The 12,090-nt window shown below is 65.9% G+C and carries 11 protein-coding genes; all 11 read left to right on the top strand.

What is annotated here, in order from left to right:
- Positions 1 to 90 precede the first annotated feature (90 nt).
- The 11 genes from tssA (at position 91) to tssL (ending at position 12,089) form a co-directional block, all read left to right on the top strand.
- Positions 91 to 1,266: a type VI secretion system protein TssA gene (gene tssA / locus P9273_RS02930; protein ID WP_278047532.1), complete on the top strand. Its 1,176-nt coding sequence runs from the start codon at positions 91 to 93 to the stop codon at positions 1,264 to 1,266.
- 6 nt (positions 1,267 to 1,272) lie between these two features.
- Positions 1,273 to 1,809, top strand: a complete 537-nt coding sequence (gene tssB / locus P9273_RS02925) for a type VI secretion system contractile sheath small subunit (RefSeq protein WP_040994294.1) — start codon at positions 1,273 to 1,275, stop codon at positions 1,807 to 1,809.
- A gap of 3 nt (positions 1,810 to 1,812) precedes the next feature.
- Positions 1,813 to 3,318, top strand: coding sequence for a type VI secretion system contractile sheath large subunit (tssC, locus tag P9273_RS02920; protein WP_278047531.1), 1,506 nt, complete (start codon positions 1,813 to 1,815; stop codon positions 3,316 to 3,318).
- Between the two features lie 73 nt (positions 3,319 to 3,391).
- A complete protein-coding gene (locus tag P9273_RS02915) occupies positions 3,392 to 3,841 on the top strand; it encodes an Hcp family type VI secretion system effector (protein ID WP_278047792.1) in 450 nt (149 codons plus the stop codon).
- A complete protein-coding gene (gene tssE / locus P9273_RS02910; RefSeq protein WP_040994288.1) occupies positions 3,828 to 4,580 on the top strand; it encodes a type VI secretion system baseplate subunit TssE in 753 nt (250 codons plus the stop codon). Before P9273_RS02915 ends, tssE begins: the two co-directional genes overlap by 14 nt.
- A 1-nt stretch (position 4,581) precedes the next feature.
- A complete protein-coding gene (gene tssF / locus P9273_RS02905; protein WP_278047530.1) occupies positions 4,582 to 6,456 on the top strand; it encodes a type VI secretion system baseplate subunit TssF in 1,875 nt (624 codons plus the stop codon).
- Entirely contained in the window at positions 6,420 to 7,484 is a 1,065-nt protein-coding gene (gene tssG, locus P9273_RS02900; RefSeq protein ID WP_278047529.1) for a type VI secretion system baseplate subunit TssG, read from the top strand. The genes tssF and tssG overlap by 37 nt, the downstream gene beginning before the upstream one ends.
- A complete protein-coding gene (tagH, locus tag P9273_RS02895; protein ID WP_278047528.1) occupies positions 7,484 to 8,932 on the top strand; it encodes a type VI secretion system-associated FHA domain protein TagH in 1,449 nt (482 codons plus the stop codon). Before tssG ends, tagH begins: the two co-directional genes overlap by 1 nt.
- A gap of 4 nt (positions 8,933 to 8,936) precedes the next feature.
- Positions 8,937 to 9,389, top strand: coding sequence for a type VI secretion system lipoprotein TssJ (gene tssJ, locus P9273_RS02890; RefSeq protein WP_278047527.1), 453 nt, complete (start codon positions 8,937 to 8,939; stop codon positions 9,387 to 9,389).
- 35 nt (positions 9,390 to 9,424) lie between these two features.
- On the top strand, positions 9,425 to 10,759 hold the full coding sequence (tssK, locus tag P9273_RS02885; RefSeq protein WP_278047526.1) for a type VI secretion system baseplate subunit TssK: 1,335 nt from the start codon (positions 9,425 to 9,427) through the stop codon (positions 10,757 to 10,759).
- 4 nt (positions 10,760 to 10,763) lie between these two features.
- Positions 10,764 to 12,089 carry a type VI secretion system protein TssL, long form gene (tssL, locus tag P9273_RS02880; protein ID WP_278047525.1) on the top strand — a complete coding sequence of 442 codons (1,326 nt, stop codon included), beginning with the start codon at positions 10,764 to 10,766 and terminating at the stop codon, positions 12,087 to 12,089.
- Position 12,090: the final 1 nt, after the last annotated feature.

The raw sequence follows: 12,090 nt of genomic DNA, 5'->3' as shown, positions 1-12,090 counted from the left end.
TTTTTGTGCAGATGCTCAATTGTCGTCGCATGAGCCCAGTGATAACGTTACGTCACATAGGGGTCTCAGGGCCGCTGGCTGGGGGTTAGTGTGATTGATCTCGCACTCTGGCTGAATCCTCTGAACGGTGAGAATCCGTCGGGAGAGGACTTGCGCAACGACCCGGCCTTTCATGAGCTGGAGCGCCTGACAGAGCCTCAGCTCAAGGTTGTCCATGACGGCAACGGCAAGCCCACCTCGCAATCCAGTCCGGTCGACTGGGTGGCGGTGCTCGAAAAGGCCGAAGAGTTGCGCTCCCGCGGCAGGGACCTGCGCCTGCTGGTCATCGTCGCGCGGGCCTTGGCAAACGAAGAAGGGCTGGCGGGTCTCGCCCAGGGCCTGACGCTTATCGCCGGGACTTTCGAGCAGCATTGGGACACGATGCATCCGGCGCTGCGGGCGAACGCGCCGCCGCGCGAAGCGGCCTTGCGGCGCATCAATGCGCTTCTCGACCTCCAGAACGCCCAGCAAGGCCTGCTGGCGAACCTGCGCGAGAAGATCTTCTTTTCGCCGCGCCAAGTCGGACCGATCAGCGGACGCGATCTGGAACAGGGCGCGCTCGACGAGCGCCTCATGCTGCAGGAAGCGGCCTCGGGGCTGAACGCCGCCGAAAAGGGGGCCTTGGTAAGCGCGCACAACCACTTGCTGAACCGGGTGCGCGCCGGATGCGCGGCACAAATCGATCAGGCCGGCGAGGCGATGACGTCGCTGCTGGGCGACGCGCATGCCGCGATCGCCGCCCTCGACGCCGTGGACGCCGCGCTCAACGCCCGTATCGAAGGCCATGGCGCCACCGTCCCGGAATTGAAGAAGTTCCTGCAGCGTTTGCTGACGACGCTGGAGCGGAATTCCGGTGCCGCCGGCACGGCGAACGGTGCCGCGAAGCCCGCTCCGCAAGCGGTAGCGGAACCAGCAATGCCCGCCCGCAACGGTCATGGAGCCGAGACGATGGCAAGTGTGGCAAGCCCCATGGAAGCGAGCGCCGGTCTGCCGGATCGGATCAACTCGCGCGACGAAGTCGTCAAATGCCTCGACCTCGTCGTCGCCTTCTACGACCGCACCGAACCGTCCAGCCCCATCCCGCATCTCGCCCGGCGCGTGCGCCGGATGGTGCACATGGATTTCGTGGAACTGATGGAAGATCTCGCCCCGTCGGGGCTGAAGGAATTCCGGCTGCTCGCCGGTGTCCCCGATCCCAAGAAGCCCGTCCAGAAGGATGAAAGGTAGAAAAGCATGCCAGCAGAGAGCAAAGCGAAGGTCATCGAAAGAAACCGCGCGCCGCGCGTGCAGATCGCCTACGACGTCGAAACCTACGGCAGCCCGACGACGATCGAACTGCCGTTCGTCATGGCCGTGATGGCCGACCTTGCCGGCGCATCGCAGACCAAGGAAGCGTCGAAGTCGGTCCTCGATCGCAACTTCGTCGAAACCGACGCCAACCGGTTCCCGAAATTCATGGAAGCGATGGGGCCGCGGGTGAAGGCGCGGGTGAAGAACACCCTGCCGCAGCCCGAAGGCCAGGAGCGTGAGGAAGAGCTGGCGATCGATCTTACCTTCTCCAAGATGGGCGACTTCGCGCCCGACAAAATCGCCGAGCAGGTCCCGCAACTGGCCGAGATCCTGAAGATGCGCCGGCAGCTCGAGGAGCTGCTCGGCTTCATGGACGGCCGCGTCGACGCCGAAAAGCGCATCGCGCAGCTTCTGAACAACGAGCCGCTGCTGAGCAAGATCGCCAGCCAGGCGATGGATGACGGCAAGGGCGAGGAGTAAGTCATGGCCGAACAGCAAAAAACCGCAGTCGCCACCGCCGAAGCGGAAGCGATAGATCTCGGCGAGTTCAGCGGACTCCTTGAAAAGGATTTCAAGGTCAAGAAGGACGACAGTGAGAAGCTGCAGCAGCTGGTGCGCAACCTGGCGCTTGCCGCGCAATCGCGCTCCGAGACCACGACCATCTCGTCCAATGCGATCAAGTCGATCAAGTCGCTGATCGCCGGCATCGACAAGATGCTGACGACGCAGGTCAACGAGATCCTGCATGCGCCGGAAGTGCGCGAGATGGAAGGCACGTGGCGCGGCCTCTGGTACCTGGTCAACAACACCGAGACGGATACCAAGCTGAAGATTCGGGTGATGAACATCTCCAAGGAGCAGCTGGCCGACACGCTGGAAGACTATGAAGGCCAGATGTGGGACCAGAGCCCGATCTTCAAGAAGGTCTATACGGACGAGTATTCGATGCTGGGCGGCGAGCCGATCGGCTGCATCATCGGCGCCTACGAATTCTCTAACCACCCGCGCGACGTTGGCCTGCTGCGCAACATTTCCGGCGTCTGCGCCTCGGCGCACACGCCGTTCATCGCGGCCGCCTCGCCGCGGCTGTTCCGCATGGACAGCTGGCAGGAACTGCCCAACCCGCAGGACCTGCAGATGATCGTGAACAACCCGGCCTATGCCTCCTGGCAGTCGCTGCGCGAAAGCGAGGACGCCCGCTATATCGGGCTCACCATGCCGCGCGTGCTGGCGCGCCTGCCCTACGGCTCCGAAACCGTTCCGGTGAAGGGTTTCACCTTCGAGGAAGAGGTGGGCGGCGACCACAACAAATATGTCTGGATGAACGCCGCCTTCCCGATGGGCGTCAATATCAACCGCAGCCACAAGCTCTATGGTTGGGGCACGCAGATCCGCGGCGTCGAGAATGGCGGCACGGTGCTCAACCTGCCGGTGCACGCCTTCCCGACCGACGACGGCTCCATCGCGATGAAGTGCCCGACCGAGGTCGCCATCGACGACCGGCGCGAGGCGGAATTGGCCAAGCTCGGCCTGATGCCGATCCTACACCGCAAGAACACCGACCTCGCGGCCTTCATCGGCGCGCATTCCCTGCAGGACGACGAGACGCGCGCCGGCCGCCTGGTCGATCCGGACGCGCAGGCGAATGAACGGCTTTCCGCCAACCTGCCTTACCTCTTCCCGGTGTCGCGCTTCGCGCACTACCTCAAGGCGATCGCACGCGACAAGATCGGCTCGTTCAAGGAACGCAGCGATATGGAGATCTGGTTGACCGAATGGATCAACCGGTACGTGCTGGCCAACCCTGCCTTTGCCGACGACAAAGCGCGCGCCAAGCGCCCGCTTGCCGCGGCCGAGGTCCAGGTCGACAGCGTCGAGGGCCGGCCCGGTTACTACAATGCCCGTTTCTATCTGCGTCCGCACTACCAGCTGGAAGGCATCAACGCCTCGCTCCGGCTGGTGTCGGAACTGCCGTCGGTGAAGGGCTGAAATCGTTAAGCAAAGTCATCCTGTTTCGTAGCGGTGGAGAAAGACAATGCCAGACAGAACCGATTCGCCTTCGATGAAGATCGACGGCTTCCTGAAAGTCCCGGACATCAAGGGCCCGAGCAAGCGCGACGGCCATGAAGACGAAATCGAGATCCATGGCGTCGATTACAAAATGATCGCGCCCTACGACCCCAACTCGCTTTCGCGGCGCGGCCGCGTGTCGATGGGAATGATCAAGTTCCTCAAGCATTACGACAAGTCGTCGCCCTATCTGAAGAAGGCGCTGTTCGAGAACAAGGCGCTCGACGAGGTGGTGTTCTCGGCCCGTCGCACCATCGACGGCGAGACCAGCGATTATCTGGTCGTGACGCTCACCGACGCCTCGATCATGGAATACGACATGCGCCAGGACGCCAACGAGTCGGACCTGATCGAGGAAGAGGTCAGCTTCGCCTACAAGAAGATCAAGTTCGTCTACGACAAGGACGACGAGATCGAAATGGACGTCTATGTCGGCAAGTGAGGCCAAGCGGCCTGGCGCAAAAGCGCAGCTCGCCGGCAGCTCGCGGGCGAAGCGCGAGGCGGTCCAGCCCTCCCTTTGGGACCGCCTCGTCAACGATCTGCCCGGGCTGACCTCGGAGATCTATGGGTTGCGCCGTCTGCTGGACGAAGAGCTCGGCGCCGATCGCGTCGACGCTCTTCTTGGAGGCAGCGCGCGCGCCATCGATGCCGATGCCGAACTCACATCCGAGCAGAAACGACGGCTGCACAGGCTCATCTTCCAGACTGAGCATCGCGCCGAGATCGAAAGCCGCGGCGTGGTGGTGTCAGCGCGCGTGCTCAGGGAAGCGGTCCGGCGCGACATAGAGGCCCTGTTCAACACCGAGCGCTTCGAATCCGTGCCGATGCTTTCAGACGCCGAGCACGAACAGCCTTTGGACGAGCTGCCGCCGCTCGGCGATTTTCCGGAGGTGCGCCGCAGCGTCGTCAATTACGGCGTGCCGTCCTTTTCGGGCCGCTCGTCGCGGGATTTCGACCGCGATACCCTGGCGCGCGAGATCCGCGCGGTGCTCGCCACCTTCGAGCCGCGTCTCAAGGAAAGCGCCACGACCGTCAACGTCACGCTCGGCGACAAAAGCATCGGCCTCAAGATCGAGATCGATGCCGTGCTGATCATGACGCCGACGCCGGAACGCATGCGGCTGCGCACCACGATCAATCTCGACAACGGCCTGGCGCGAACCGAATTCCGGGAGACCTGAGATGGATCGGGTCTTCGTCGAGTATTACGAAGAGGAACTGACCCATATCCGTGCGCTGGCCGCGGAATTCGCCGACATGCATCCGGCGGTCGCGCGCAACCTTTCCCTCGACACCGTCCCTTGCCCCGATCCCTATGTCGAGCGGCTGCTCGACGGCGTGGCTTTCCTTGCCGCTCGCACGCGGCTTAAGCTCGACGCAGAGCGCTCGCGCTTCTCGCGTGCCGTGCTCGACGTGCTTTATCCCGACCTGGTGACCCCGGCTCCGGCAACGGCAATGGCCGTGCTGAAACCTGGACAGCAGGTGCAGTCGATGATCGCCGGCCATTCCGTCGCGCGCGGCACGCGGCTGGTCTCCGGCCTGCATCCAGGGCTTTCGACGCGCTCGACCTTCACCACCGCGCAAGAGGTCACGCTGTGGCCGATCGCGATCAATTCGGTCAGCTACTTTCAGGACCGCAGCGCGCTGGCTGCCGCCGGAATCGCGCCGGTCGGTGGCGTGCGCGGCGAAGCGGCGTTCCGCATCACGCTCGCGCGAACCGGAAAAGGCAAGCTCAGCGAATTGTCGCTCGACCGTCTCGACCTCTATTTCGCCGGGCGCACCAAGGCGCCTCTGATCTTCGACGCGATCTTCGGCGCCTGTTCGGCCGTCGGCGCGCGGGCGGAAGGCAAGTCCAATCCGCTCACCGCTCTGCCCGAACCCGAAATGATCGGGATCCACGACGATGAAGCGCTGATGCCGCGCACGCGGCCGACCTTCGAGGGATACCGGCTGCTGCGCGAATATTTCATGATCCCCGAGCGCTTCCACTATGTGCGCGTCGCCGGCCTGCAGCCCGTGGTGCGCAAATGCGATGGGGGAATGGAGATCATCTTCCTGTTCCGGCGTCCGGTGCCGGAACTCGCCGATATGGCGGCGGCCGATTTCGAGCTGTTCGTGACGCCGATCATCAATCTCTTCGAACGCGAGTGCAACGTCATCGAGATCGATCCGCGCCGGACTCGCCAGGTGCTGCACGCCGACCGCACCCGGGCGCGCGACTTCGAGATCTTCCGCGTCACCCGGGTGGAAGACGCCGACGCCGAAGGCAGCGAGGCGGTAATCCCAGAACTGTTCAGCCTCGGGCAGAACCGGGGCAGCGGCTGGGTCTATTCGACGGAGCGGCGCCCGCGCCGGGCGACGGAAGACGAGCGCCGCGACGGCCTGACCCGCACCTCCTACACCGGCGACGATGTCTTTATCGCCGTCTCACGCCCGGCGGGAAGCCCGGCGAACCGGCCGCTCAAGCGGCTGGACGTGATGGCGCTCTGCACCAACCGCGATCTGCCGATCCTGGACGACACGCCGACGCTGACGCTGGAGACCGCCGATCCTGTGGAAGCGGTGCGGCTGCTCGGCGCGCTGCGGCCGCCGCAGCCGGCGATCCCGGCAGCGCTGCCGGCCGGCGCCGAAGGCGAATCCCGTGCCGACAATCTCGCCTGGCGGCTGGTGGCGCAGCTCTCGCTCAATTTCCTCAGCCTCGCCAAGGAAGGCCGCGGCGTCGATCCGCTGCACGCCCTGCTCGACCTCTATGCCGACCGGGGCGATCCGAGCCTTGCCCGCAACGTGCATTCGATCACCCGCATCGATTCCCGCCCGGTGATCGAGCGGCTGCAGATCGACGGGCCGATGTGTTTCGGCCGCGGCACGGAGGTGACGCTGCATGTCGACCAGTCTGTGCTGGCGGGCCAAAGCACGCTGCTGCTTTCGGCTCTGCTGGCGCGGCTGTTCGCCCGCCATGCCGGGATAAATGGTTTCGTGCGGACGCGTACGCGGCTGCTGCAGAAGCAGGAGGATGTGCCATGGCCAATGACGCCCGGCAATCGCTACCTGATCTAGTGCAGCCTGCCCTAACCGAAGCGGAGTCACTGTCGGAGGAGTATGATTTCTTCGAGCTGCTGCGCCGCCTGGAGCAGCGACGCGGGCTGTTCGGGCACTCCGGAACCGCGGACCGCGAGCCGGCAAGGCTCGGCCAGCATGTGCGGCTGAGCTTCTCGGCCAGGGACGTGATCAAATTCCAGGATGCGGGCGAAAAGGCTCCGGCGCGGGTGACCATCGCCAATCTCGGCCTGCTCGGGCCGGAAGGTCCGATGCCGCTGCATCTGACGCGCTGGGTGCTCGACCGGCTGTCGCAGCGCTGGTTCACCGGCGCCGGCGCCGAGCAGACCAGCGACACGACCTTCGTCGACTTCGTCAACATCCTGCAGCATCGCATGATCGCGCTCTATTACCGCGCATGGGCGGATGCGCATCCGGCGGTGCAGGTCGAACGTTCGGTCGGCGGACGCGTGCGCGCCATGCTGGAGGCGATGGCCGGGATCGGCCTCCCCGGCACGCAGGATCCCGAGCTCGACACGGTGCGGCTGCGCCAGGCCGGATCGCTGGCCAACCAGATCGACGGCGCGGAGCGGCTGACGCTGTTCCTCGCCACCGCCTTCAAGGTGCCGGTTGAGATCAAGGAATTCGTCGCCGCCTGGATCACCATTCCGAAGGCGCTGCAGAGCCAAGTCGGCAAGGCCTATGCGGCGCTGGGCGGCGGAGCAACGATCGGCCCCCGCGTCTTCAGCCGGCAGAGCCGGATCGAATTGCGCGTCGGTCCGCTCAGCCTCGACGACTTCAAGTCGTTCCTGCCCGGCGAACGGCGCCTTGGCCTGTTCAAGAAGGCGGTGCGCGACATGATCGGCGAGGCGCTCGACGTCGATCTCAGGATCGTGCTCGCACGCGACGCCGTGCCACCTCCGAAGATGGGAACCATCCAGCTCGGCCGAACCTCCTGGCTTTCACGCCCCGCCGAAAAGGGCGACGCCGACGATCTCAGACTGCGCACCATCGTCGGCTGGCGGCCGGACATGGCGGAGGCAGCCTGATGAGCCTGCTTTTGACCCTGGAACAAGGCCCACGCTCGCAAGTGGTGAGGCAGACCCGGTTGGACGAGGGCGAGTTGGTGATCGGCCGCAGCGCCGATGCCGGCTGGCAGATCGACGATCCGGACATGTTTGTCTCGCGCGCCCATTGCAAGATCAGTGGCGGGCGTGACGGCTACTACGTCACCGACACGTCGAGCAGCGGATTGTTCATCGACGATTCCGACAGCCCGCTCGGGGCCGGCAGGTCGACACGGCTGCAAAGCGGCATGCGGCTGCGCATGGGCGACTATGTGCTCCATGTCGAGGTCCAGCCAAGCGCCGGCCACACGTCGATCGGTCAGGCGCCGATCGCCAACACCGCGCCGGCATGGTCATCGCCGCAATCGTGGACGCCAGCCAGCATCGGCGGCGACGATTTCTTCTCGGCCAAGGTCGAGGAGGAGCCGCGGCCGCCGCGCCCGGCCGAGTTGCCGGACCCGTTCGAGCAGCCTGTGCCCGGAGCCTATGATCGCGCCTCGAACCAGCGCAGCTCGCCCGCCTTCGACGATCCGTTCAGCCTCGATCCGGTAGCGACGCCGGCCTCGGACGAAGGCCCCGCCGCCGGCCGGTCGGATCCGTTCGGCTTCGGCGACATGCCGTCGCGCAACGATTTGCCCGAGCCCGCGCCGAAACCGTCCGGCTTCGACGATTTCAGCTTCGGGCCGGCCACGGCGCCCGCTTCCGCCAACAGTGCCGATCCAACTGGCCGGGTCGAACGGCCGGCCGGGAAGCCGAAAGCCGTTCGTCCATGGGAGATACCGGCGCAGGCAGCCGGACCCGCTGCACCCTCGCCTCGCCCCGTCTCCAAACCGTCACGCCCGATATCGGCAGCGCCGAGCGACATGGCGTTGCGCGCCGCCTTCCTGCGCGGCATCGGCATCGAGGAGGCCGATTTTCCCGGACGCGACCCGATCGCCGAAATGGAAAAGTTCGGGCGCGAATACAGGCTGATGCTCGATGGTCTGATGCAGCTCTTGCGCAAGCGCGCCGAGGAAAAAGGAAGCGCGCGCGTCGCCCAGACTATGGTCGGCGCCTCCGAGGTCAACCCGCTCAAATTCCTGCCGACGGTCGAGGATGTGATCGTCACCATCATCTCGGAACGCAGCCCGGGCTTCCTCTCCGGCGAGGCGGCGATCGCCGACGCGGTGAAGGATCTCGCGCAGCATCACGTGCGCGCCTGGCGCGGCGTGCAGGCAGCGCTTCGGCGCATGATCGACCGTTTCGATCCGGCCGCGATCGAGGAAGAGCTAAAGTCCAATTCCACAATCGGCAATCTGCTCGCCGGCGGGCGTAACGCCAAGCTTTGGGAGCTTTACCAGAAACGCCATCGCGACATCGCCCAGAGCGCGGAATCGAGCTTCCTGGGGGAGATCGGCGCAGACTTCAGGGACGCATATGAAGAGGAGTAGGGACATGATCGACAGACGGGAATTCATCGTTGCCCTTGGCGCAACGGGGCTGCTTGCGGCTTGCCAGAGCGGCCCGCCGAAACCATCGGTCATCACGGTCAATGTGACCGGTGGCGCCGGCATGAACCCGGGACCGGGTGGCGGCGACAGGCCGGTGACCGTGCTGGTGATGCGGCTTGCCAGCACCGGCAAGTTCAACTCGGCCGACTATTTCGCGCTGCAGGGCGATGCCGGCTCGGCGCTCGGCGCCGACCTGATCGGCTCCGACGCGATCTCGGTCGCGCCGGGCAAGACGGCGGCCAAGACCATCACGGTCGAGCCGAACGCGACAGCGCTCGGCTTCGTGGCGCTGATCCGCGAACCGGGCGGACGCAACTGGCGTACGACCAAGTCCGTTTCGCCGGGGTCGAAATTCACCATCAACGTCAGCCTCGGCAAGGGCGGCATATCCGCCTAGCAAACCGACCACAGGACAGTGCAGAGAGCAGTGGCATGAGCGACGCAAACAGGGTGCTGTGGTCGGAGGGCCTGTTTCTCAGGACCCAGCATTTCCAGCAGCAGGACCGGTTCTTCGAGGGAATGGTGCGCGGCGCCTTGCAGGCCGGCCAGCTCCACACGTTCGGTTTCCAGCAGCTGACGCTCGACCAGTCGCTGCTCGACGCCGGCCAGGTGTCGATCGTGTCCGCCCGGGGCATCTTCCCGGACGGCACGCCCTTCTCCATCCCGGAACTTATGGACGCGCCGAAGCCGTTGCCGGTCACGGCCGACACCGGCGCCGGGCCGGTGCTGGTGGCGCTGCCGCTGGAGCCGCCCGGCGGCGTCGGCTTCGATCCGGCGCATGCCCAATCGACCGGCGCGCGCTACCACGGCAAGATCGTCCCGGTGCGCGATGCCGTGCAGGGCGGCGCCGATCCGGAAGAGATCGAAATCGCCCGGCCGCAGGCGGTGCTGCTGGCGCCCGGCAAATCGGTCGGCGGCTACACGGCGCTGCCGGTCGCCGACATCAAGGGCGTGCGCGCCGATGGCGGCGTCTCGCTCGACGAGAGCTTCCTGCCGCCGACACTGATCACCGGCGCCGTGCATTGGTACCGGCAATTGCTGCAGGAGGTCGTCACCGGCCTCGACCAGATCGCCGAGGCGCATGGCAAGATGGTGATGGGCGGGGCCGGCCGCAGCGTCGAAGATTTGCTGATGCTGCACCTCGCCAATGCCGCGCGGCCGCGGCTTGCGCATATGCTGGCTCAGGACGTCTTCCATCCGGCCGAGCTCTATCTCGAGCTTGCCTGCCTCGCCGGCGAGATGGCCACTTACGGCTCGAGCTCGCGGCGGCTCGGCGAATTGCCGGCCTACGACCACATGGCGCCCGGCCCGGCCTATATGGCGCTGGCGGATGCCTTGCGTTCGCTCATCCTTAGCCTGCGCTACATCGAGCCGAAGTCGCGCGCGCTGCCGGTCATGCGGCACGCGACCAACGTGTGGAAGGTGCGCATCGATAATCCGAAGCTTCTGGTCGCCAGCCGCATCGTCATCCGTGTCGGCTCCGAGCTCTCGGAAGACGCGCTGCGCAAAATCTTCGTCAACCAGGCGACGGTCGGCTCGGCGGACCAGTTCGAAGGACTGTGGAAGTCGCGTCTGCCGGGCATTCCGCTGAAGCCGTTGCATTCGCAGCCGCGCGAGATCCCCTATGACGGCGACCGGCTGTGCCTGGAGCTCGACCAGAAGAGCGAGCATTGGGCCTCGCTGCTCGACGCCCCCGGCTTCGTCATCGGCGTTTCCGGCGTGCTGCCGAGCGAGCCGCAGGTCGACTGCTATTCGGTGAACAGGTGAGGCCATGAGCCGGGATGATCCTTTCGGACTGTCGGAGGATCGCGAACGCACACGCATCCGGCTGACGGGTGCCGTGCCCCGGCCGATGGCGCCGCTGGCGCCGGGCGCGCCGGTCAAACGCGCGCGCGCCCATCCCAATGCGCTGATCAACATCTTCGCGCCGCTGCTCGAATTCGCGCCGGAGCTTGAAAGCGCGCTGGCGCCGGAGAACCCGGAGGTGATGCGCACGCGCCTGCTCGACGAGCTGGTGCGGGCGCGCGATGCCGCTGTTGCCGCGGGCTCCTCGCTGGAGCGCGCGGACCAGGCCGCATGGGCCGTGGCGGCGCTGCTCGACGACCTTGCGCTCAACACGCCATGGGGCGGCGCCAGCGCCTGGCCGCGACAGCCGCTTGTGGTGATGTTGCGCGGCGACGTCGATGCCGGCACCCAGTTCTTCACGCGCCTCGACGAGCTGGAGCGGCATCCCAACCGCGACCGCGAGATGCTGGAACTGCAATATTACTGCCTGGCGCTCGGCTTCCGCGGCAAATACCGCGTGCCCGGCCGCGCCGGCGACCGGTCGCTCAATGCCGTGCGCGTGGCGGCGGCACGCTTCCTGCGCAACGCCGACGCGGAGGACGCGCCGCTGTCGCCGAACTGGAAAGGCGTGATCGCCTCCGACGAGCCGCAGCGCTTCATCGTGCCGATCTGGGTGATGGCGCTTGCCGCGGTCGTCGTTGCCGCGGCTGCCTATATCGGCTTGTCGATGGGCCTGAGCAGCCAGGCGGTCGAGCTCTCCGCACTCGTGCGCACGCTGCCGCCGGCTTCGCGCGGCGACGTCACCCGCGCCGCGCCCAAGCAGGACGCGCCCGCGCCTGAGCCGCAGCCGGTCGATTTCGCGCTGCTGCCGGAGTTCAAGGCCGAGGCGCCGGACAACCTCAAAGGAGCGCTCAGCGGCACCGAGAGCGTGTCGCTCGCCAAGCTGGTCATCCAGTCCTCCAGTCCCGAGCTCTTCCAATCCTCCCGACCGACGCTGACGGAAGGCTACGAGCCGCTGATCGAGTCGATCGCCAAGGTGATCCTGGACAACAAGGAGCTGATCGGAAAGATCACCGTTGTCGGCCATACCGACAATGTGCGCCTGCAAAAGTCCAACCCGCTGGCCAGCAATCAGCGTCTGTCAGAAGCGCGCGCCGAAACCATAGCCAAGCTTCTGGTGCAGGCCGGCGTGCCGCAGGAGAGCATCTCTTCCGAGGGCCGCGCCGAAACCGATCCGGTGGCGGACAACTCGACACGCGAGGGCCGCGCGCTCAACCGGCGGGTCGAGGTTCTGGTCGAGAAGAGGCTCTGAG

Source organism: Mesorhizobium sp. WSM4935 (genome assembly GCF_029625735.1).
Classification (GTDB): domain Bacteria; phylum Pseudomonadota; class Alphaproteobacteria; order Rhizobiales; family Rhizobiaceae; genus Mesorhizobium.
This window is presented reverse-complemented; position numbering and strand designations above follow the sequence as displayed.

What these genes read in the sequence shown, in the direction of transcription:
- tssK (WP_278047526.1), top strand. Translation starts at nt 9,425, where the DNA reads ATGAGCGACGCAAACAGGGTGCTGTGGTCGGAGGGCCTGTTTCTCAGG.
- tssE (WP_040994288.1), top strand. Translation starts at nt 3,828, where the DNA reads ATGTCGGCAAGTGAGGCCAAGCGGCCTGGCGCAAAAGCGCAGCTCGCC.
- tssB (WP_040994294.1), top strand. Translation starts at nt 1,273, where the DNA reads ATGCCAGCAGAGAGCAAAGCGAAGGTCATCGAAAGAAACCGCGCGCCG.
- tagH (WP_278047528.1), top strand. Translation starts at nt 7,484, where the DNA reads ATGAGCCTGCTTTTGACCCTGGAACAAGGCCCACGCTCGCAAGTGGTG.
- P9273_RS02915 (WP_278047792.1), top strand. Translation starts at nt 3,392, where the DNA reads ATGAAGATCGACGGCTTCCTGAAAGTCCCGGACATCAAGGGCCCGAGC.
- tssC (WP_278047531.1), top strand. Translation starts at nt 1,813, where the DNA reads ATGGCCGAACAGCAAAAAACCGCAGTCGCCACCGCCGAAGCGGAAGCG.
- tssJ (WP_278047527.1), top strand. Translation starts at nt 8,937, where the DNA reads ATGATCGACAGACGGGAATTCATCGTTGCCCTTGGCGCAACGGGGCTG.
- tssL (WP_278047525.1), top strand. Translation starts at nt 10,764, where the DNA reads ATGAGCCGGGATGATCCTTTCGGACTGTCGGAGGATCGCGAACGCACA.
- tssG (WP_278047529.1), top strand. Translation starts at nt 6,420, where the DNA reads ATGGCCAATGACGCCCGGCAATCGCTACCTGATCTAGTGCAGCCTGCC.
- tssF (WP_278047530.1), top strand. Translation starts at nt 4,582, where the DNA reads ATGGATCGGGTCTTCGTCGAGTATTACGAAGAGGAACTGACCCATATC.